General features: G+C 67.9%; 23 protein-coding genes and 4 pseudogenes. 17 read left to right on the top strand and 10 right to left on the bottom strand.

Annotation, left to right across the window (positions count from 1 at the left end; all coding sequences use genetic code 11):
- The first annotated feature begins 59 nt into the window (after positions 1 to 59).
- Complete coding sequence (locus ACIPSA_RS48355; protein ID WP_402647894.1) at positions 60 to 491, top strand: hypothetical protein; 432 nt, start codon at positions 60 to 62, stop codon at positions 489 to 491.
- 48 nt (positions 492 to 539) lie between these two features.
- Positions 540 to 1,400: a hypothetical protein gene (locus ACIPSA_RS48360; RefSeq protein ID WP_402647897.1), complete on the top strand. Its 861-nt coding sequence runs from the start codon at positions 540 to 542 to the stop codon at positions 1,398 to 1,400.
- A 330-nt stretch (positions 1,401 to 1,730) separates the two neighbouring features.
- Here the strand turns inward: ACIPSA_RS48360 and ACIPSA_RS48365 are convergent, their stop codons facing one another.
- Both ACIPSA_RS48365 and ACIPSA_RS48370 read right to left on the bottom strand, forming a co-directional pair.
- Positions 1,731 to 2,207: a DUF6924 domain-containing protein gene (locus ACIPSA_RS48365; protein ID WP_402647900.1), complete on the bottom strand. Its 477-nt coding sequence runs from the start codon at positions 2,205 to 2,207 to the stop codon at positions 1,731 to 1,733.
- Positions 2,208 to 2,422: 215 nt separating this feature from the next.
- Positions 2,423 to 2,956, bottom strand: a complete 534-nt coding sequence (locus ACIPSA_RS48370) for a GNAT family N-acetyltransferase (RefSeq protein ID WP_402647903.1) — start codon at positions 2,954 to 2,956, stop codon at positions 2,423 to 2,425.
- 373 nt (positions 2,957 to 3,329) lie between these two features.
- Here ACIPSA_RS48370 and ACIPSA_RS48375 point away from each other — a divergent pair, with 373 nt between their 5' ends.
- Positions 3,330 to 4,280 (top strand): hypothetical protein, encoded by a 951-nt coding sequence (locus ACIPSA_RS48375; protein ID WP_402647905.1) that lies wholly within the window; start codon positions 3,330 to 3,332, stop codon positions 4,278 to 4,280.
- A gap of 70 nt (positions 4,281 to 4,350) precedes the next feature.
- Here ACIPSA_RS48375 and ACIPSA_RS48380 read toward each other — a convergent pair.
- Positions 4,351 to 4,575, bottom strand: a pseudogene (locus ACIPSA_RS48380) (MFS transporter); the annotation flags it as partial.
- A gap of 425 nt (positions 4,576 to 5,000) precedes the next feature.
- Between ACIPSA_RS48380 and ACIPSA_RS48385 the strand changes: the two are divergent.
- Positions 5,001 to 5,129, top strand: a complete 129-nt coding sequence (locus tag ACIPSA_RS48385; RefSeq protein ID WP_402647908.1) for a hypothetical protein — start codon at positions 5,001 to 5,003, stop codon at positions 5,127 to 5,129.
- Positions 5,130 to 5,235: 106 nt separating this feature from the next.
- On the opposite strand, the gene ACIPSA_RS48390 is transcribed toward ACIPSA_RS48385, so the two are convergent.
- On the bottom strand, positions 5,236 to 5,781 hold the full coding sequence (locus ACIPSA_RS48390; protein WP_402647910.1) for a hypothetical protein: 546 nt from the start codon (positions 5,779 to 5,781) through the stop codon (positions 5,236 to 5,238).
- Positions 5,778 to 6,215: a hypothetical protein gene (locus tag ACIPSA_RS48395; protein ID WP_402647912.1), complete on the bottom strand. Its 438-nt coding sequence runs from the start codon at positions 6,213 to 6,215 to the stop codon at positions 5,778 to 5,780. Before ACIPSA_RS48395 ends, ACIPSA_RS48390 begins: the two co-directional genes overlap by 4 nt.
- A gap of 655 nt (positions 6,216 to 6,870) precedes the next feature.
- Between ACIPSA_RS48395 and ACIPSA_RS48400 the strand changes: the two genes are divergently transcribed.
- Positions 6,871 to 7,026: a hypothetical protein gene (locus ACIPSA_RS48400; protein ID WP_402647914.1), complete on the top strand. Its 156-nt coding sequence runs from the start codon at positions 6,871 to 6,873 to the stop codon at positions 7,024 to 7,026.
- A gap of 23 nt (positions 7,027 to 7,049) precedes the next feature.
- Entirely contained in the window at positions 7,050 to 7,856 is an 807-nt protein-coding gene (locus tag ACIPSA_RS48405) for a transposase family protein (protein ID WP_402647917.1), read from the top strand.
- Positions 7,857 to 8,025: 169 nt separating this feature from the next.
- Here ACIPSA_RS48405 and ACIPSA_RS48410 read toward each other — a convergent pair whose 3' ends face one another.
- Complete coding sequence (locus tag ACIPSA_RS48410) at positions 8,026 to 8,595, bottom strand: DinB family protein (RefSeq protein WP_402647918.1); 570 nt, start codon at positions 8,593 to 8,595, stop codon at positions 8,026 to 8,028.
- Between the two features lie 323 nt (positions 8,596 to 8,918).
- Here ACIPSA_RS48410 and ACIPSA_RS48415 point away from each other — a divergent pair, with 323 nt between their 5' ends.
- Positions 8,919 to 9,506 (top strand): VanZ family protein, encoded by a 588-nt coding sequence (locus tag ACIPSA_RS48415; protein WP_402647921.1) that lies wholly within the window; start codon positions 8,919 to 8,921, stop codon positions 9,504 to 9,506.
- A 545-nt stretch (positions 9,507 to 10,051) separates the two neighbouring features.
- Here ACIPSA_RS48415 and ACIPSA_RS48420 read toward each other — a convergent pair.
- Positions 10,052 to 10,342 (bottom strand): hypothetical protein, encoded by a 291-nt coding sequence (locus ACIPSA_RS48420; protein WP_402647924.1) that lies wholly within the window; start codon positions 10,340 to 10,342, stop codon positions 10,052 to 10,054.
- Between the two features lie 377 nt (positions 10,343 to 10,719).
- On the opposite strand from ACIPSA_RS48420, the gene ACIPSA_RS48425 reads away from it, so the two are divergent.
- From ACIPSA_RS48425 to ACIPSA_RS48445, 5 genes and pseudogenes are all read left to right on the top strand, one after another.
- Entirely contained in the window at positions 10,720 to 11,013 is a 294-nt protein-coding gene (locus ACIPSA_RS48425) for a hypothetical protein (protein WP_402647927.1), read from the top strand.
- Positions 11,014 to 11,539: 526 nt separating this feature from the next.
- Complete coding sequence (locus ACIPSA_RS48430) at positions 11,540 to 11,920, top strand: WhiB family transcriptional regulator (RefSeq protein WP_402647930.1); 381 nt, start codon at positions 11,540 to 11,542, stop codon at positions 11,918 to 11,920.
- Between the two features lie 36 nt (positions 11,921 to 11,956).
- A pseudogene (locus ACIPSA_RS48435) lies at positions 11,957 to 12,238 on the top strand (transposase); the annotation flags it as partial.
- A gap of 151 nt (positions 12,239 to 12,389) precedes the next feature.
- Positions 12,390 to 12,521 carry a hypothetical protein gene (locus tag ACIPSA_RS48440; protein WP_402647951.1) on the top strand — a complete coding sequence of 44 codons (132 nt, stop codon included), beginning with the start codon at positions 12,390 to 12,392 and terminating at the stop codon, positions 12,519 to 12,521.
- Between the two features lie 484 nt (positions 12,522 to 13,005).
- Positions 13,006 to 13,389 carry a response regulator transcription factor gene (locus ACIPSA_RS48445; RefSeq protein WP_402647932.1) on the top strand — a complete coding sequence of 128 codons (384 nt, stop codon included), beginning with the start codon at positions 13,006 to 13,008 and terminating at the stop codon, positions 13,387 to 13,389.
- A 401-nt stretch (positions 13,390 to 13,790) separates the two neighbouring features.
- Here ACIPSA_RS48445 and ACIPSA_RS48450 read toward each other — a convergent pair.
- Positions 13,791 to 14,576: pseudogene (locus tag ACIPSA_RS48450) on the bottom strand (BtrH N-terminal domain-containing protein); the annotation flags it as partial.
- 11 nt (positions 14,577 to 14,587) lie between these two features.
- On the bottom strand, positions 14,588 to 14,761 hold the full coding sequence (locus ACIPSA_RS48455; RefSeq protein ID WP_402647950.1) for a hypothetical protein: 174 nt from the start codon (positions 14,759 to 14,761) through the stop codon (positions 14,588 to 14,590).
- A 1,218-nt stretch (positions 14,762 to 15,979) separates the two neighbouring features.
- Here ACIPSA_RS48455 and ACIPSA_RS48460 point away from each other — a divergent pair.
- Complete coding sequence (locus ACIPSA_RS48460) at positions 15,980 to 16,120, top strand: hypothetical protein (protein ID WP_402647934.1); 141 nt, start codon at positions 15,980 to 15,982, stop codon at positions 16,118 to 16,120.
- A gap of 192 nt (positions 16,121 to 16,312) precedes the next feature.
- On the opposite strand, the gene ACIPSA_RS48465 is transcribed toward ACIPSA_RS48460, so the two are convergent.
- Positions 16,313 to 17,272: a YHYH protein gene (locus ACIPSA_RS48465; RefSeq protein ID WP_402647937.1), complete on the bottom strand. Its 960-nt coding sequence runs from the start codon at positions 17,270 to 17,272 to the stop codon at positions 16,313 to 16,315.
- A gap of 531 nt (positions 17,273 to 17,803) precedes the next feature.
- Here ACIPSA_RS48465 and ACIPSA_RS48470 point away from each other — a divergent pair.
- The 4 genes and pseudogenes from ACIPSA_RS48470 to ACIPSA_RS48485 form a co-directional block, all read left to right on the top strand.
- Positions 17,804 to 17,980, top strand: a pseudogene (locus ACIPSA_RS48470) (IS5/IS1182 family transposase); the annotation flags it as partial.
- A gap of 53 nt (positions 17,981 to 18,033) precedes the next feature.
- On the top strand, positions 18,034 to 19,131 hold the full coding sequence (locus ACIPSA_RS48475) for a barstar family protein (RefSeq protein ID WP_402647940.1): 1,098 nt from the start codon (positions 18,034 to 18,036) through the stop codon (positions 19,129 to 19,131).
- Positions 19,132 to 19,231: 100 nt separating this feature from the next.
- Positions 19,232 to 19,546, top strand: a complete 315-nt coding sequence (locus ACIPSA_RS48480; RefSeq protein ID WP_402647941.1) for a hypothetical protein — start codon at positions 19,232 to 19,234, stop codon at positions 19,544 to 19,546.
- Between the two features lie 280 nt (positions 19,547 to 19,826).
- Positions 19,827 to 20,060, top strand: coding sequence for a hypothetical protein (locus ACIPSA_RS48485; RefSeq protein WP_402647943.1), 234 nt, complete (start codon positions 19,827 to 19,829; stop codon positions 20,058 to 20,060).
- Positions 20,061 to 20,113 lie beyond the last annotated feature (53 nt).

Raw genomic sequence — 20,113 nt, forward strand, 5'->3', positions numbered from 1 at the left:
CAGCCGGACGCAGGTCCAGCTGGCCCGCCTCATCCAGCAGGGCTCCAGCGACCGCGTCCGTGCCCTACGCACAACCCGTCAGCCGCATCGTCCGCCTCACCATCGACGACATCAACGACGACGAGACCACCGTCACCGTCCGGCTCGGAGACCCGCCGTCACCGCTGCCGCAGCCCGTCGCCGCCCTGATGCGGGCCTACATGCGGTCTCGCCCGCACCTGCCCTACGCCAGCAGCAGGAGCTCGCAGTGGCTCTTCCCCGGCCGTCAGCCCGGACAGCCCATGAACCCGGTCAGCCTCCAAGTCCACCTGCGTGGGATCGGCGTCCCTCCTCAGCGCGGAAGGACCTCCGCAATCCGCCAGCTCGTCGTCCGAGCCCCGGCGCCGGTCATCGCGAAAGCACTCGGCTATCACGACAAGACCGCCACCCGCCTGGTCACCGAAGCCGGCGGAACCTGGAGCCGGTATGCCCTGGGTGACCGCAGGCGCTGACCCGGCTGGACCTTGATCCTGAAAGCAGAGGGAAGGTTCAATCGCCGCATGACTGGGAGTGACATTGACCTGGGAGTCGTGACGGCGCCGTCGGGAGTCCTCGTCCTGGGGATGGCGTCGTGGATCGACTACTGGCCGCAGCTGGGCCAACCACTATCCGAGCGCGCAAGTGCTGCGGCATCAATCGGCGGCGGACACGTCCACGACTGGATGTGCGAAATGGCCGTGGTTCGCGCTGCCGGTGACCAGCCCTTGATGGTGCGGGCCAGCACGGCGACGTCGCCCTTCGATGGAGGACCAACCATCGAAGTCCTTGAAATCGATCTCGGTCTGCCATGGGCCGGCACCGCAGGGGACGAGCCGGTCCTCCTTGGCGACCTACCGGTCGACCGCTGCGGCATGGTGCTCGGTGATGCGCTTGCCCTGGACTCCTGGACCGGAGACGGCCACCCATCAACCGACGGCCTTGCCGATGTCGTCTACTGGGGAGCCTACGCGGAGGCCGCCCATCGTCAGTTCGGCGGAGACCTGATCTTGCGACACGGCAGTCAAGTGCGAGGGTGGCTCGACCTCCCGCTCGACGACGCCAAGAAGCTCGGTGACGCCCTCAACGACTGGAAAGGCGACGAACAGGACCGGGGCGTCATGGTTGCAGTCGATGAGCACACCGACTTCCACCGCTTCAACCGCGCCAGTTGGACCCACCCGCTTCGGATCGGCGCCATCAAGGTCGCCGACTGCCCCGTTCTGGGAATCAACTGGGACAGCGGCGACCACTCGATGAGACATCGCGGCGAGCGCCGCTTCGGACAGGTCTATCCCGTGGCTCTTCAGCCTGGCTCCACGGGCCAGACAACGATGCGCTGGACGATCCCGCCCTACGGTCCCGGCCACGACGGCGCAGAGTGATCAGCAGGCACCACCGACCACTGAGGGTGACCAAGCTGGAAACCGCTGGAGAATACGCGACACCTCAACATGCGGGCCTACCAGTCCCACGGCCGTTACCCCTGCACAGGCGTGCATTCTGACGGCCGCGTCATGCCCAGGGGTGACGGACGTCCTCATCGCTGCCTCGAGTGCGCCTCACCCTCGGGGTCGGCGTCACCGAGAGCGGCTGCCTGGCTACCCGGGACCCCAGGCCACCGTGCGAAGCTGATACGCCCGTCGACGACGATCATGGCCTCGCCGCTGATGGGGATTCAGGAAAGGGCTCTGGCCGCAGTTCCGTGAGCCCGTTCAGAAGGACTGGTAGAGACCCTCGGGATCATCGTGAGCCCATGCTGCGTACTCCTCGAAGCCCAGGTTGCCGATGCTCAGGTTCGCGTGGACGTCGTGGACCCCTGCGGGGATGGTGCGGAACTCGCGACCGAACTCGATGAGCTGTTCGTAGTCCTCTTCGTCCACGCACTCCTCACGCGTCAGCGTGGTGACCGCCAGCAGCGCGTGGCTTTCGGCCTGCATGGTTGTACGGTCGGCAAGAAAGACAACGGCCAGGTTGTCGTCGCCGCAGACCGCAGCCAGCACCTCGTCAACGGTCGCCCCTGCCCAGGCCGGATCGTCGATGAAGTGGAGGTGCGCCTCGTACTGCCCGTCTCCCCAGGGCTCCATCAGCGCCGCCGTCACGTCCTGCCAAGCCTGTTCGTCGTGGTACTCGGTCCTGACGACCAGGGCATCGAACTCATCACGGCCGGTGACGGGGGGCAACGCTCTCACGGATCCTTCTCCTCAGTGACGATCGGTGAACTGTGCTCGGCTGTCTCATGGGCCGTCTTCGAGGCTCTGGCCGCAGTTCTGTGAAAGCGCAGGTCAACGACAGGAAGACACCATCCGTCCCTGGGTGTCCGTACCGTCGCGATCAATGCGTTCAGGGGCGTAGGGGCGTAGAGACGGTGGTCGGCGGTCTTGTGATGATCGACGGCTCGGCCGGTTCATGCCTGGAACTCGGTGAGATCGATGGCGTGGACGCGCAGCGGGTAGCCGTACACCGGGTGTGCCGTCTCCCGCTCGGGCACCATGCCGAGCTTGCGGATGACGTTCTCGGAGGCGTTGTCCCCCACCCGGTTGATGCTGATGACTCGGTCCAGGCAGCGGTCCTGGAGCGCGAACTCCAGCGTGGCGTGCGCGGCTTCGGACGCGTATCCCTGGCCCCAGAACTGTGAGCCGAGCCGCCAGCTGATCGCCACGGCGGGCATCACCTCCGGCAGGAACTCGGGCACGGACAGTCCCGTGAAGCCGATCAGTTCGCCCGAGGCCAGCAGCTCTACCGCGAAGAGTCCGAAGCCCTCCTCGTCCCACTCCTCCTCCCACCGCTCGATGTCCTCGGCCGTGTGTTCCAGGTCGCGGACCGAGCCGTCGTCGATCCAATGCATGACCCGTGGGTCCGCGTTGATGTCCGCCATCGGTGCGAGGTCGTCGTCGTGCCAGCTGCGGAGGAGGAGACGGGGTGTGCGGATCTCGGTCATGCGCCCATCCTGCCGAAGACACGCGCCTCATCGCTAATCCGGCGCTCGCTCGCGCCGCCGCTCCTGAACTCACAAGGCGTCGAGCCGCCTGCACGTCACATCGTGACGGGGGAGACATCGGGCCGACGGCGGGGCAGACGGCGTGCCACTTCGGCAGCGCGGTCGAGAGGTGAGATCGATTCGGTGGCAGCCTGCCACAGCACCAAGATCATTCACGGAATCGCGGGCAGAGCCATTTTCAAAGAGTCCCAACGACGACGGCCGCCGCGCCCGCGGCCTGACCGTGGAATTCGCCAGGTCCTTTTCCAACGCCCCTTGGTGAGAGCCGATCTCACTGAGTGAAAGAGCAAGCTCAGAGGGTTCAGGGGGATTCTTGCACCGCAGCGAGATCCAGTACGGCAGCGAGATCCAGTACGGCAGCCCTACAACCGACAACACCACTCCTCGCACCACCCTGCACCGGGTCAGGACCCGAGCGGCCGCAGTGGTTCTCGTCGGCATCCTCGCGGCCACCGGGTCGGCCTGTGCCGCGCCGACCGCGGAGGACGCCTCACCCGGCTCACCCAGTACGCCTGCCAAGCAGAACAGCGAGGCCAAGAGCAGCACCAAGGACCAGATCAGCGACGGCACCGCCGCGGCCGGGACACCTGCAGCCGCACCAGATGGCGGCTCGGACATCCGGAGCCTGGCCAGGGACTACGGGCCCGACACCTGCCGGGAGGGATGCGTCTGGCGCGAGGCCCGACCCACCGACCACGTCTGTGTCGAACGGCAGGTCCGGGAGCAGGCCCGCAACGACAACACCCAGACCGCCGCCCGTCGCTCGGCCGGCAATGGCGGCAACGGGCCCAACGCCTGCGCCACCGGCTATGTCTGGCGCGAGGCATACGCAGGCGACCTGGTGTGCGTCGAACCGCGGATCCGGGACCAGGTCCGCAACGACAACATCCAGGCCTACGACAGGCGGGTGTCCACCCGGCTGTGGAAGTCCCGGTGGGCCCCTGAAAGGCAGTGCAACGGCGATACCTGCGAGGCCAGGAGCGACGAGGACATGTCGTGTATCCAGCTCAACGGCGACCACTACAATTTCGGCCAGGTCCGCCTCTCCATCCGCCGCAACAGCGACAACCGCGTCCTGTGGTCCGGCACCGTCAACGCCACCAGGCACGCCCGCTTCGCCGGCGGCAGCTTCGGCAAGGAGACCACTCTGACCGACTGCTCCAAGTACGGCCGACCGGTGAACGGCTACGCCCAGGCATACGACGTGATCTCCAACCGCTGGTCGGTCCGTTTTCCGGTCTCGGTCGGCTGCGCCACGCTCTGACCCTGCTCGCCCCTGTCGCTCGGCCGGCGGTCAGCGGCTGGGGCACGGCCACAAGCGCAAAGGCACCTCAAGGCTTGCGCCGGCGGCGGTCCACGACGACCCCGGCCACGAGTCCGAAGAGCAGATAGGGAACCCAGCGGGCTGCGTTGACGATGCCGAGCTCCGTGGCGGACGCGCCCAACGCCACAACGGTGAGGATCTGCAAGGCCAGCCCCGTGACCTGGGAACCGACAGCGGACACAGCCGAGGCGGTCCAGAGGCGTACGTACCCGGGAACTTCCACTAGGCGCGGCATGATCGGACCGTACCAGTGAAGATCATCAACAGGTGATGTCGGAACAGGTCACCCAACGAAGGCGAGCATGCACCAGCGTTGCCAGTTCTCATCGACATTTTCGAGCGGTCTGATCGCCAAGTGCTGCCCAAAAACGTCGATAAAGGTTGCCCGCTCTCGCCTACGAAACCACGGGACTGCCGGACGACTTCACCATCACCCGCCACGACGTCCCCAGGGCGCCGGAACCCCCGGAGGGGGCCAGGACCTGCCCGCCGAGGTGATGCGCCCGCTCCGCGCCCACCTCGACCACTTCGAGGACATGACCTGCCGCGTACAGGCCGCCGCCCTGGTGCCTTTCTGGAAGAGGCCCCGGAAGCCGAAGACGGATCGGCAGAAGGAAGTAAGGAGGTGGGCGAGCAGCGCATGCGGCTCCGTGCGGCCGGGTGCCGTCACTTCGCCGCAGGGCGGTCCCGTCGGCCCGCGCCCGGCAGAACCGCATCGGCAACGCGGCCGCGCGCCGCGACGCGCGCGCCCTGTCCCGACTGCGGCACTCCAACGCATGGCTGTGGTGAACCATGCGCCGCCATTCGGCCAGGCGCTGGTGCTGATCGGAGCCCTCCCGTCGCGGCGCTGTGCTGCCGTCCAGCGGCTGATGTGTCAGCTGTCAGCTGTCAGCTGTCAGCTGTCGGCTTCGTCCTGCGGTTCGGCCGCGTCGCCGATGGCGACGCGCAGGTCATGGATGCCTTGCAGGATGTCGATGAGGGCTTCTTCCGCCCCACTCAGAGCGTGTCGGGTTCCCTCCGTGTCGCCGCGTTCGGCGTGCAGCTGGGCGCCGAGGGTGTACACCGCCGTCATGACGGCGGCGAAGGCGGCCTCCTTGCCGGGTGGCAGTTCTCCCGCCTCGGGTTCTGAGACCTGCACTGCGGTTCGCTGCAGCCGGTTCGTCAGGACGTTGACCGCGAGGCCGGGATCCGCTCCTAGCTGCTCCTTCCAGCCGAGCAACGTCTCAAGGACGTCTTCGATCTCCCCTTCCTCGGTCAGCCGGGTTGCCACGGTGATCTCGAGTTCCGTCTTCGCCAGCAGAGTGCCCAGCAGGTGCAGGCGGTCTTCTTCCTGCGGCCCCTCGGATCGCTTCTGTGGATCCACTTCCGGCCCAGCCGCCAGGGCGGCCAACGCTGCGGAGATCTGCTCAGCACTCACCGGGCGCTCGCTACGGATGTTCACGCCCCCAGCTTCACCCAGCGAAGCCGTACCCGCCCGCCCAGTACACGCGAGCCCCGGGCGAGTTCCACCACCCAGACCAGCGTGTAGCCGAGCAGATCGAAGGAGCTCGGCGAACGTCCATTAGTTCTTCCGTGGCGCTCCGCCAGCAGACCCAGCACGAAGGACCGCGCTCTGCGATGCGGCTCCACCCGGTCGGACCGACGCGCCATCCGCGGCATCAGGCTGTCGAACACACTGACGGGCGTGCCCCTGCAGACGCGCACCTTGCCGCAGCCCCAGAGCCCGTACGCTCCGGCTCCCACCTCCTGTACCCCTGCCCAGACCTCGGCGTCATCCACGACGAAGCCGCGCCATGAGCAGCCGGCCGGGAGCGAAGCCAGGGCGCCGGGCAGCGTACGCGCCTCCAGGCGCCCCGCCCCTCCGGCTGCTCTCACCGATACCCAACGCATGCCGATGCCGAGTGTTCCGGCGCCGAACCACAGACGCTGCCGGTCACTCGGTGAGGGGTCCCACCCGCGGGATGCTCAGCCCAGACAGGCGACCCCACAAGATCCCGTCAGAGCCAAACGGTGTGCCCGCCTCGTCCTGCCAGATCCCAAAGGTCAAGCCCGTAGATCCGCAGCGGATCTGCACCACTCAGTTCTCCCCGCCCGGGCCGGTCCTGAGCAAGTTCGGGCGTAGCGGCGACGGACCACTGGGCTGATTCCTCGGAGTCCTCCGGCGGGCTGGCGACGACAGCGGGACTGGGGCGGCACCCATCCCGGTCAGCAGTTCCTCATCAGAGGATGGAGGCGGTTCTGCGCAGCCGCGCCAAAGATGGTGACCGTGACGCTCTGTACGTCCTTGTTCGGCTGCTGGGCGAGACAAATCGGGCCCAAGAGGCCCATCGAGCGGGCCAGGACTTCGGTCCGGAGGATCAGTACGCACACCAGATCGTGGCCCGCTTTCGTTCGCCATCAAGCGGTGCGCAGTGACGCTCGGCACCTGCCATATCCGACCCATCAGGAGGCGGTTCGTGGGGTGTGTCGTTCGCCGGTGAGACAGAGTCAGGACTGTTCATCACGGTGCTGGGTCGGTTACTGCTTCCGGGTGAAGCTGGCGACGTTCGTCCTCGGCGAGGAGGCCGAGTTTGACCAGGCTTTTCAGCTCGGCGCGGATGCCCTCGATGTTCTTCGGGAGTGTTTCGTGGTCAAGGGCTTCGCACACGTCGCGGGCCCGGAGGGAGCCGGTGGCCTCGTTGAATAACCAATAAGCATGCCGGGGACACCGTGTCCCTGGTCTACCAGTGCCGCCTGCCGCTGTCCACGCGCACCGTGAACTACCTCGCCGATCTGCTGCGCGGACACCTGAAGCCGATACGGTCCAGGTGGCGGGCACTGCCGGCCGGGAGGATCGCGACCATCGTGCTGGCCGTGCTGCGGCACGATCAGCGCCTGGCCGACATGGCCGGCGGCAACGACGTCTCCGCCACCACCATCCGGCGCTGGCGCGACGAGCAGATCACCTTGCTGGCCGCCAAGGCCCCACGGCTGGACCGCGCCCTGAAGAAGATCGCCCGGCGGGGCGGCGAGGTCGTCCTGATCGACGGCACCCTGATCCCCACCCAGCGCCGCACCGGGACGGCGAACCGGCCGAACTACTCCGGCAAACACCACTGCCACGGCCTGCACGTCCTCGCCCTGACCGACGAACGGGGCCGGATGATCTGGATCTCCGCGGCTCGGCCCGGCCGCACTCACGACATCACCGCCGCCCGCCGTGACCGCACCCTGTCCCACCTACGCGCCGCCGGCCTCGGCGCCCTGGCCGATCTCGGCTTCCTCGGCCCGGACGACGACCCGGATGACCCCGTGGTCGTCACCGGCTTCAAGGCCACCCGCGCCCGCAAGCTCACCACCAGCGAAAAGGAAGCGAACCGGGCGCTCGCCCCCGCACGCGCCTCGGTCGAGCACGGCTTCGCCCATCTCAAGAACTGGCGGATCCTCACCGAGCTCCGCACCGATCCCGCCCGTGCGACCGGCCTGCTGCGCCCCCTGTTCGTCCTGACGACCTCGAAGGAGCCCGCTGACAGATGATCTACACCCGAGACCTCCGCCCAACACCAGCATGACCACCCCGAACGACCCTCACGCCACCACCCTGACCAGCTACTTCAAGAGGGCGCAGCTTCACTGAAGCTCGCAGCCACGGAGCGTCACGGAGGCCACATAGGTTTCGGAAGCTCGATCGCCGGTTACCGGAAAGTCATATTCGGCGCGGTACGGCTCCGTCCTGCCAGCGGTAGAGGTCGCGCAGCAGGGAAATCTCGGCGCCGTGATGGATCAGCTCCCTGTTGACGTGCAGGACGATGCCCTCCATGGGAAACCGCTCGGGACCCACCGTGGGCGGATTCTCCAGGTCAGCGTCCGAGAGCTCGCGGACCCCCGCGTTCCATCTCCCGTACATCTCATCGAGCTGCTTTAGCGCCTCGTCAGCGGTCCCCGCGTAGGCGAATGTCTGGGAGTCGAGGTCCTGGCCGCCGAAGTGCCATCCGACCCGATAGCCCAGGCAGGAGACGATGATGTGCGCCAGCCGCCAGGCAATCGTGGTCACCGGCGCCGGCGCCGGCACCGGGTCAGGGGACGCGGAGTCCATCGTCCATTCCCCCGAACCTGCCGACATCGGTGTGGTCGACGTGCCACGTGGGCGGATGCTCCAGCAGCCGCGCACCGGTTCCCAGAAGTACTCCTCATCGGCAAGACCGTGCAGCCGCGGCCGCAGGTTCTTGTGCCAGTGCCGGTCCAACTGGTCCGCGAGTCGCTCGCTTCTTGTCATTTCCGCACACTACATACAACGGAGACCTGGCTGCGTCCCTCGCGGACACCGTCGCCGACCGTGGGCCGCGAGAGCGTACCGCACCGGGAGATGACGCTGGGGGCCGATGTGCCCTTCGGGCCGCGCCGCCGCGAGCGGCTGTTTGACATTAACAACCCGGCTGGCTGGGTTGGGTTCAATGACTCAAATGTGACAGCCTCGACCGATGACATGACGGATGATCAAGACCGCAGACTCCCGCCCGAGATCAGCATGAGTATCCCGAGCGCGCGCCACGCCAGAGCCTCCGACCTGCATGTTCGAAGATGGCGAAGACTCACTGTTTGTCACCTGCCGCGTCCGGTCTGGTCGTCGTCCTGCGGGCGCGACAGGGCAGGCCCGGCTGGACCGGGAGCCACGCGGTGACCCGTCTGCTGACGGCCGGTTACACGGCCGCAGTACTGGCACTGACGGTCTTCCCGATCGTCGTGACCACCGGCAAGTACGCCGACATGCAGCCCTGGACCAGCCAGGTCAACTACGTCCCGATGCTCAGCCCCGACCCCAGCATCGCGGCCAACGTGCTGCTGACGGTCCCCCTCGGCATGCTGCTCCCGCTGATGTCCGCCAAGGCCGGCTCGCTGGCCCGGGTCACCGTCGTCGCGGCGGCAGTCAGCTTGTCGATCGAGCTGACTCAGCTCCTCATGTTCATCATGTGCCACAACGCCCGTTCCGCGGACGTCACCGATCTCATCGTCAACACGCTCGGCGGCATGGTCGGCTACCTCGCCCTTCGCCTGGCGTCCCGTGTCCGGGCGACTGCACGCCTGCTGGACGCACTCGCTCTGCCGGGCTCCGCTACGGCCACTCGGCAGCACGAGGTGCGCGCCGGCGCCCTCCACCCCGTGGACACCACCGTCGCCCGGTCCTGACCTCCCACATCCTCCGGAAAGGCATGCCTTGAAGCACAGGAGACCAGCGACGGCCTTCGCGGACGCCCCGCTCACCGCAGTGGCCCTCGCCACCGCCCTGCTGAGCAGTACCGCCGACGGCACTCCCCGGCTCTCCGGTGCCGTCGGGCACACCGGGAGCACCGACAAAATCGGGACGCTACCGGCCGCCGCCGGCGCGGGGCTGCGGCTGATGGTGTCTGCGCCGCTGCCACCGAGCGCACATGAAGCCGTTGCTCGCCGGTCGCTTGACGGCGAGGTACGAGGACGCCGCCCGGTCCGCTGCTACAGCGAGCCGTCGTCCGCGCCGAGGTGGACGGCTGCCGGGTCGTGCAGGGGCCGCAGTTCGGCAGCGACCACCACGGCAGCCCGATAGCGCCCGAAGCGGCAAGGACCCGGCCTTCCAGGACACAGCCAACCCCGAAGAGGGGAGCAGTGCGTTTGCAAAATAGGCGGCGATGAACGGCTTGCGTGCGCTGCTTCTGCTCCTCCTGGCATGGATAGCGCTCATACAGATCCTCCAGGTTCTAGAACTGCAGGCCGTCGCGGTGCAAGAGGGCGAGCACGCCGCCAGTGACTATCAGGAAGGCGCCGATCTGTCGGACGTCGCGTAATTTGTCCGACCGGCTATTCCTGCGGCACCAGATCACGCCAGTGATCGTCGGCAACCACGCCGCCGGATACAGCGCCCACGCGGCACGCTTCCCGGAATTTCCTCCAAAGTTGGCAAGCGCGATGGCCCCCGAGCCCAGGACGGCTGCCGCGACCCACCACCAGTCGGCGACAGTGGACTTCTGCCGTTTCTGTTCGGCTGTCAACTTTCTCTCCTCGCACGAGTACGGGCCCCGGCTGTGGCGACAGCGGGGGCCAGTGGACTGCCGAGATATCAGCCGTGATGCCGATCTGGCCGTCGATCGTGACTGCGGAGCCGTTCCCGGCCACCTTGGCCGCGATGCCCTCGCTGGACAGCGAGGCAGTCAGAGCGTGAGCCTGGTCGGCATAGTCGCCCGGTCCAGGGCGACTGCTGGTGCCAGGCCCGGCCCTCCGGGCACCCCGATGCCCACACGCGACTCCCGGCGAGCCGCAGTACGGCCCCCGGCGGGGCTCGCCGTGTCACAACACAGCCACAGGCACCGCACAGCGCCCCCGAAAGCCCGCATGATCTTCCTCAGGATCAGCAACCACTGGGGGGAACATGAAAGCCCGTACAGCCGCCTGCACCGTCCTGCTCGCCCTCGTAGCAGCCCTCACCGCCTGCAGTGGCAGCGACGACTCCAAGGCCAACCCTGCCGCCTGTAAGGCTGCCATGGAGAAGCAGTTCAAAGACGCGATGGCCGCCGGTGACAAGGCCAAGTCCGAAGGCCGGCCTGATGCGTGCCAGGGCGTGGACGACAAGACGGTGCGGAAGTACGCCACCGAGATCATGCAGAAGCAGCTCGGCGACGCCGTGGACAAGAACCTCCAGGGCCTGGAGACCGCCCAGCCGTAGGGGGACGGTGCAGTGTTCGGTCCGGTGTTCCCCGCCGCGGCCGACCTGCTCCGCATGGACTGGCACGAGCTCTCCCAGCGCTTGGCTCGAGAGTGGTACCCGCGCAGCCGCAAGGATCAGTCCCAGGTTTTTCCTTCCCCGTCGAACTCACCGTCGCAGCTCGACGAGTTGGACCCCTGAGTTATCTATCAAGCGGGTAACGGGGGTTCGAATCCCGCCGCCGGCGCCACGCCGGTGTCGGCTGGCGGCCCAGGGTGCCTACGGTGCGCCGTCGCCGACCCTGAACTCCGCACACCGACGGCACGGGCCGTCCACCATGGGGGAGTTGAGGCGGGCGGCTTGTGCCGTACTCAATCCGCCCAGGCCACATCGACGACCTCGATACCGTCGAGTTACGCGACGAACCGGCATGACTGGCGGGCCGTCCAGGTGGCCCCGGCGCAGGCCAAGGCGGGCTGTCACCCGATGGGATGGTCGCCGGGGTGACGATGTTCCCCGTCGGGGCGTGGTTGTCGTACGGTCTCGAATGCGTGTCCCGCACGTGGGGGAGCGCGGCGGACCGGTTCGGGGAGAGGACGGCATCGGGGTGGGCACGGATGAGGAGTGGAGCGAGCACGCGGCCTGCCGTGCGGCTGATCCGGACGAGCTGTTCGTCGAGGGCGCTGCGCAGGGCAGGGCGAAGGCCGTCTGTACCGGGTGCGTGGTGCGGACCGAGTGCCTTGCCTATGCCCTCGACAACCGGATCGAGCACGGGGTCTGGGGCGGTATGACGGAGCGGGAGCGGCGTGCCCTGCTGCGGCGCCGGCCGACCGTGGTGTCCTGGCGTACGCTGCTGGAAGCGGCACGCACGGAACACGTCCGACAGGCACGCCGGGGCGACGGTGAGGGCTCGGCCGCGACGGGTTGAATTGTGCTGGCGCTTCGAGCGTCGCGGACGGCCCCCGCCAAGTGGCAGAAGGGCGGTGTGTTCGTCCAGCTCACCGGCGTGCTGCGCAGGCCGTTACGGCAGCAGGAGGGCAAGCGTGCTGAGCCGTCCGCATGCGTGATCGACGCGCAGAGCGTGAAGATCTCCACCAGCGTCCCGGTCGCCGGCCAGGGTACGGACGTGGCGAAGAAGATCGTCGACCGCAAGCGGAGCATCGTCACCGACCCCTATGGACTACTGCTTGCGGTGCTGGTCACGGCCGCGAGCGTGCAGGACTCCGTCGCCGGCACCCACCTGGTCGCCCCCGGCAACTCGCTCCCTTCGCCAGGCTCGCCGCCAGGCAGGCCGATCGGCTCTGGATGGGGCAGTCCCTCAACCTGGACACCCACCAGACGCTGGCTACCTACTCGGACAGGGCATCAGCCCATCCCTGGGCGTGGGGTTGTCCCTCATGCCGCTGGCTCACCCCTACCAGGCAGCGATGGCGGCACGGCCGCCGGCCGCCCTGTCCGACAAGCCACTCACCGCTGTCTTCGGCACCGGTACACCGGCGTTCCAGCGGGCGATGAACGACACACACTAAGACAGCCCGTTGAAGGCCGCGCGGGACTACATCACCACGGTCTCCCGGCTGCGCAGGAACACGCCGGGTGAGGCGCGGGAAGCGGATGCCACCGCCGCGGCCCGGCTCGACCCCACGCTGGGCGACTTCCCAGAGACGGAGCTGGGGCTGGGCGTGCTCCAGGGAGGGAGGCCCGACCGGCGGCGGAACACGCGGATGTGGCCCTTACCTGGCCGACCCCGCTGCCGTACGTGCGGGACATCCTGCTGCCGGTTCTCGGCGGGGGCGAAGGCCTGGGACCTCGCGTGGCGAGCGTCGCACACGTCGTCGTACGACGGCCCGGCCGTGATGTACCTGACCGGCCTGCGTGAGCGATTCACCGCACTCGGCGGCGACCTCACTGAGGCCCCGCCCCCGGCAGACGTTTCCGCGTCACCGCCACAGTCCCCAACACGGCGCGCCGGAGGTGAGCCCCTTACCGCCGACTGACCGATCACCCGTCCGCGTGGTCATCGCCAACGACGAACGCGTCGTACGCGACGGCGTGCGACTGATGGCCGAGACCCAGCCCGACCTCGCCGTCATCGCCACCGCAGCCGGCGACGGTGCCCTCAGCCCCCGGGTCGCCGGGCGGCTCATCCGCAGCTACGCCGCCCACCGTCAGGCCGACCGCATTGACCCCGCTGCCCTCGAACGCCTCGCCACCCTGACCGACCGAGAACGCGAGGTCCTCACCCTCATCGGCGAAGGACTGAGCAAGGCCGAAATCGCCGCCCACCTCGTCGTCTCCGAACACACCGTGAAGAGCCACGTCAGCCGCCTACTCGCCGAGACCGGCTGTCGCGACCGAGCCCAGGCCGCAGTCCTGGCCCGCCGCATCACGAACTGACACGATTCTCAACCGCCGCCAGGCCCGATGGCTCACCTGGTACTGCACACATTCAATGCCGACTCTTCGTCAGTGCTCCTGCACGACCGCCGAGGGGCTGGTCTGCAGGGTGACCGGGCCCTGTCGTCTCCGGCCACGCTGCTGCTGGCTCGCTACGATGCGGTCGGCAGCCAGTGGCTGATCGCACGCAGCACGCACCTGCCCACCGCCGTACGCGGCGACCTCGCACCGCACCTGCATCGGCCGACCCCGAGCACCCCTGGCACGGACAGCGCTTCAGTGCCGACTGGGGAACCCGTGGCGAACTGGAATACCACCCCGTGCGGCCCGACCTGGTGGCTGATTGTGCCGGTGAGTAGCAGCAACAGGTGACGGTGAGTTCCGGGAACGAGTGGGGCTACTCAGCTGCCGGAATGTCGGTGAGTTTCGGCAACACGCTGGATCGTGTTCGGGGCTTTGCTCCCCAGGCGGCTCAGCGCCTGCATGGCCTCGCGCTCCATGCGTGAAAGATCGCTGAGGACGGTGCCTGCCCGTACGAGGTACTGCGCATCGCCTGATTCGCCGGCCTGTGTGATCAGTGCTGCGACTTCCGTCCACAGGGTCGCTGCCTCGCTGTACAACCTGAGACCGGTGCGCAGGTGGCTGCTGTCGAGCTGTTGGGTGCATTCGGCGAGGAAGTCGCGGTAGAGGTTACGGAACAGGGCGCCGCCGGTGCCGGCCTTCTCCATCAAGAGGGCGGCCTGCGGCAGGTCCCGCTGCGGATTGTCGGTGCGTTGGAGCCATGTGCCTACCAGCCTGCCGGCCTTCTGGATGCCTCGGTGGCCGAGGCTGGCGATGGGCGGGTTGAGGAAGGTGTCGGCGCAGGCGGTGATGGCGGGAATGATCTGGCTCCGCGGGGAGGGCCGGTTCCTCGGAGTCGTCAGGGTGAAGGACCGGTGCCTGGCGGTCATCAGGCCGCGCGCGGCCCTGGCCTGGGCGAGGCTGGTGAGGCTGGTGGATACCGCTCCGCCTTGCTGGTCGGTGTCCACCAGGTAGGCGTCGTGGTCGTCGTAGCCGTACATGGCGACGACATGACCGCCGAAGTGCACCTTCGCCCCGAAGTAGTCCAGGTAGTAGCTGTCGGGCTGCAAGCCGACGGGGTGGCCGGCGTCGATGAGGGCCACCACGTTCTCCCATGCCCTGCGGGGCAGTAGTCGGGTCAGTGGAGGAGACGGTGCCGCCTGCCACCGCGGTGGAAGCGCATTGCTCCGTAGGCGAGGTCGGCGAGCAGAACGACGACGCCGATGAGCAGGAGGTAGAAGAGACCGTGGACGGCGACCCCGATGATCCCCAGGACGATCGCCACGATGATGAGGAGCAGGAACAGGCTCATCGGCCCTCCCGGTGACTTGCATGTTTGTCCACCCCGCAACGACATGGGGAGGCATGATCCGGGTTTCCGATTCCTCGGCGGGGAAACTGGTGCACGTCCACGGGAGTGGTGATCGGCGCCCACTTGGTGATCTTGGTTTGAGTTGGGCGTGCGGTCGATGTCGCATGACGTCAGCAGACCGTCTCGGTGCCGTCGGAGCCAGCGTTCTGAGCACCCCCGTATGCATCCGGACGTTGCAGGTCAGACGGTTTGGCTCAGCCCCGACAGGACGGCGCGCCGCAGCAGATGTGGCGTCGGTTCAGCCCGCTGGCGAAGTCGTGCAGCGCTTCCCGGTACGCCTCGATGGCGGCGTAGCCCTGGGTCTCGGCCGCGTCGTGGAGCCACTTGCCGTCACGGGCCGCAGCTGTGCCCGGTGCGGCTCCCGCCGATCAGAACCTGATCCCGTCGGGGCTTTCGCTGCATGGCCTTGCCGTGGACGCAGTCGTGTCCTCGCATGAGCCGTGTGCGCTGAGCGCGAGGCCATGAGTCGATACCCGGGGCCGCTGTTGCGGGAGTGATCGTCCGGGCGTGGGTCCTGGCCCCTCACTTTCCGTGACCTGGTGCCGTACCGCGGCAGACTCGGCCCGTCCGGGTACGTCGCTTGCCAGCCGCGACTCGTTGGACAGGCGTGGCAGCACAGGGACCTGGTGCGGGTTGGCAGTACACCCGGTGGCGGGAGCAGGTGCAGCGTGTCCTGGCATCCAGCGAGCCGGCGTTCATGGGGCGTATGTGACGCCGGGTGTGTAACCCGAATGGCCTATCGCTCTGTCGAACCCGGCGTGCCGTGTTCCCCCGTTCGGCGCAAGCTGGAGGCGGATCCGCTGCCGTTCCCGTGATCACTACTGTGCCCCGGGAGGCGTGATGGTCGTCGTGCTGGGCCTGCTTGTGCCAGTGATGCTCCTGGCTGTGGTGTTTGCACTGAGTCTTTACGAGGATTTCTTGTTCCCTCCGCCACTGGCGCCCCAGACGGAGCCGGAGGTGGTACACCCGGATGCCCCCGGCTCGTGAGTGGGCTTGCCCGGCCACGGCATCCGGCCGGTCGGTTGGACGGCCGCGACGGACGGCCGCGACGGAGGGTCGCGGAGGCGTCGGGGCCAGTGAGCAAGGCCCGGCGCCTTCGGCGTTTCGGTAACGCGTCGCCTTCGACGGTGAGGAGCTGCCCTCCAGCACTGCGCTGAATTGCCCGCGACCACCCTCCTGCTGACCGTTATGAGCGCCGCCCTCGTACTCGCCGAGCCTTCCACGCCGCCGCAGACGGCGACCGCCCGCCAGGAGCTGGTCGCCTTCACCGTCGCCGCATCGCATTCGATGGACGGCTAGGGCGCGGCTAGGGCAGGTCTGGGGAAGCTACCGACGCAATGCGGCTCGTCAGGTGACGGAATGCCGATTGCGGGTCAGCGGTCGGGGTGACCACCTCGTGTCCGACGGTGTGCCCGCCGAGGTGGGTTCCCAGATTGGGAACCTGGCGGGGATCTCCGATCGCTGTGGGTGGTTAGTACCCCAGTCTCCGCCTCAGTGCCGCCTGCGCGTGCCTACCGCCCTCGGGGGCGAGCCGCGGTCCCACTGGTGGCACCAGCCGTGCCCGGACCCGTGGACCGTCACCGGTGTCCCCCGGAAGCATCCGATCGAGTACGGATACTCCCCGTTGAGGTGGTAGTGATACATGACGACCTTCTTGCCGTCCCACATGATCGTGTGCATGTGGCCGTGGCACACATCCAGGTCCTTGTTCCTGACGATCCTTCCGTCCTCGCCGCGCGGCCCGTAGATTCCGAAGCCGTCGATGGCGTACCCCACGAGCGGTGAGTGCCCGGCAGCGCCTTGCTGCGGCCGTCCCGACGCCTTGCCGAAGCCGAAGCAGGTCTGCGAGGGGCCGTGGTAGTGGTACTGGGTCTCGTACGGGTGCCCCCAGCAGCGGTCGAGGGGCAGGGCCGCGTTCGGGTCGACCGGGCGGTCCTCGGCGTCGGTCGCCACCTCGAGGTGGAAGGTGCCGCCTGCCAGAGCCATCCCCGTCGTGAGCTGGTCGATGCACGTGGGCTGCGCCGCGACGGTCGGGTTGCGGGGAACCGTGACGTCGAGGTTCCACGGCTTGATCGGGATCGCGGCGGCGTTGGGGTACCCGGGCGAGGGAATCTCCGCGTAGTACTTGTAGGCGGGAGTGCCCTTCTGGACGGGGAAGCGCCCGGTGGGATGGTCCGGGAGGCCGTTGCCCATGAAGTGTCTCTTGGTTGCCGTCGTCCATACCCGCAGCGCCTGGTGCCAGTGCATGGTCCCCGACACGAAGGGGCGCTTGAGCACGTCGATCACACCGTGCGTGTCGATCCAGGGGCGGTCGGGCCGGGTGAGGGTCCCGCCTTTGCAGGCATAGAGGGTGTCCCGGGCCGGTGACGCGATGGATGTGCCGGTGGGGGGTGTGTGCAGGCGGGTGATCAAGGTGCCGTCTCTGCCCTCTTCCCCGCTTCGCACGTCCATGGCCTCTGCACGTACCGGATGGGGTGCGGCTGCCGCTACGGCTACGGAGACGGCCGGAGCCAATGCCGGACCCAGGAGCGCGCAGGCGGCACCAGCCGCCACGGCAACGGATCTGAGCACGCCGTACACGCCAGACATGGACGCTCCTCAAATCGACGATCCCGGCCCGGCTCCCGCCGCCCGCATCACCTCACCACGCCCGATTACCGGTGCCCCGCCGACACGTACGGGCGGTCGGGTGAGCCCGTGGCCGAAACGGGCCGCGCCTTCGCCCGCCTGATACTCGCCAGCGGATGGAAATTCACCTGGACACCTTCACACCCCAGCACGGGAAGTCCATACGATGCAGATCCTGTTTGCGCAGGTCAGCGAATTCCGTCGGCAGCCCCAGGGGGCTACTTCGTGATCATTTCCTTAGGCCGACCGGCAATAGGCAGCCGCTTCTAGGCGATGGGGGTGGGGTGGATGTACCGCGGGCACGGGTCCAGGTGATCAGGGGTTTTCTACGCTCAGTGATCACGAAAGACGGACGTGCCCGCGGTGCGGTCACGCCTCCTCGAACCCCCTTGGAACCAGTTCGGAGCACTTCTGCCCGCCCGGGGAGAGTTCGTCACGGACGACCCGCTGGGCTGTCATCGGCGCAGGATTGCCGACCGTACGGTCTTCGAGCACATCGTGCTCGCACTGGTCCATGGCTCCGGCTACGAGAGTCGCCCCCACTGACCGTGAAAAGGGCTTCGCGGTCTTCTCCTGGTCCAGGCATGATTCCCACCGTGTATGAAGACAGGGGCCCTCGTGGACAGGGACGGTACGCGCTGACGGAGTCGGAGCGCGGCCACGTCTGGGGCGTCTGTGCCGAGGTGGACGGACTCTTCAGGGAACCCAAGCGCGGGACGTACGAACTGTTCGGTTGGGTTCCGGACGGAGCCGAGGTGCGCGGCTGGGTCGGCAGCCGGGTATGGCTGGTACCTGAAGACAGCACGCTCGACGCGTGGCTGCTGGAGGACGCGGAAAGCCTCGGACAGCATCCGCGAACGGATGCTCTCGTGCTCACCGGCATGGACGACTACATGAGCCCGCCGGAGGGACACCGGGCTCTGGTCCGTCTCCACGACGGGTACCGGTGGCTGGGCTCGTGCCGGGAGTTCGCCCGCGTCCTGCCCGACGAGCAGGCCACGCCCCCGCTCATCCTGCGGGGCCTTGCCCCGGGCGATCGACTGCGGCGGGCGCTGGCGACGGGCACCCGGCGCGCGCTGGACCTGGACGAGGCCTGGCTGGAGATACGGGACGACAACGGCGAACCGCTCACCGAGCGGCTGCTGCGGCCCAGGGTTCGTGCGTGGCGCCCCTCCTCCCACGGGCCGGATCTGATCGACCTGGAACTCGACGAAGAGCTCCACGGACCCGTAGCTGGATATGCCCGTCCCATCTGGGACCGCTGGCTCGCCGGCCTGCCGGAGACCCCCGGCGTCTGGGCTGGCCTGGATACCCGGCAGCGCGAGGCGTGGCTCGAGCTCGTCCGCGAGCGGGGCTGCCGGTTCAAGCACCAGGGCCAACCGGCCGGGCACGTGTACGAGTTGGACGGTCGCCACATCACCGACGAGCCGAGTCTCTTCTTGGCACTCGGCGAGGCCGTCAACGGGCCGGGCGGCTACTTCGGCGGCTGCGTGGACGCCCTCGTGGACTGTCTGCGCGGCAACTTCGGCTACACCGCCCCCGCAACCCTTCTCTGGCGTGACGCCGCGACCGCGCGCGAGCACTTGTCCCACGTCCTGACACCGGAGGGCGAACCGTACGACCTGGTCGTCCTGGTGCTCGAAGTCCTGGTCAAGGGCGGAATGCGCGTCACCTTTACGTGAAATCGGGGTCCGCCGCGCCGGAGCAGTGACTCCGTGAGGCTGATCCTTTGGAGCGGACATCCTGACAGTGGATCTTGATGGTCCAGGGAGGGATGTCCAGGTGGGGCGCAAGTCTCCGTATCTGGAGGAGTTCTGGAAAGTTGCTGTCGCGGTGTATCGGGCCGCGGGTGGTGAGCGCATGTTTGCGGTGGTGGCTGGTGATCTCGGTGTCACGGCCGAGTTGTTGGGGACGTGGGTCTGCAAGGGCGAGTCCCTGGCGGTGCCCGGGGACTGCGACGTTGGTGGGGGTGCTGCCGAGGAGCTGGTCCGGCTGCGGGCCGGGAACGTCCGGCTGCTGAAGGTGGAGAGGGAGTGGCAGTTGGAGTGTGGGCTCCTGCGCGGGGCGGCTGTCTGTTTCGCTCGGGAGGTGAAGTGAGTCTTTGCCGCTGGGGCTTCGTCTCCGGTGATCGCGTCGGCTTCCGCGGCAAGTGGGTCTGTCGGGTGCTGGGTGTCTCCCGCTCTGGTTGCTACCGGCACTTGGCCACCGTTCAGGCCTGTGTCGAACGCCGGGCTGGGGGAGGCGTACGACGGCTGAGTTCCGCGAGGTTCACGCCGAACACCGCGGTGCCTTTGGTGCCCCGTGTGTTGATGCTGAGAGCGGGCGCGAAGATATCACTTACATAGCCGTCGGAGCCTCATGGCTCTGGCTCGCCACGGTGATCGACATCTGCTCGAGGCGGGTCGTGGGCGGGTCGATCGCCGACCGTATGCGCACCAGGCTCGTCACCGACGCGACAGAGATGGGCGTGGCCGCCCGCGGCCGACTCCTATCCCGGCGCCGGGGACTCCAAGGGCACCAGCCGCTGCTCCTGTTCGCTGTGCGTGTTCACCTCCAGGCGGGAATTGCTTCTAGTGCCGCATCAGGGAACGTTTGCCCTGTTGTGATGTGACGCGCCGTCCGGATGCCGTGCCGGGCGGCGTGTCGTTGCCAGGCTGTGCGGGT

This window comes from Streptomyces sp. NPDC086549 (assembly GCF_044746205.1).
In the GTDB taxonomy this organism is placed as follows: Bacteria; Actinomycetota; Actinomycetes; order Streptomycetales; family Streptomycetaceae; genus Streptomyces.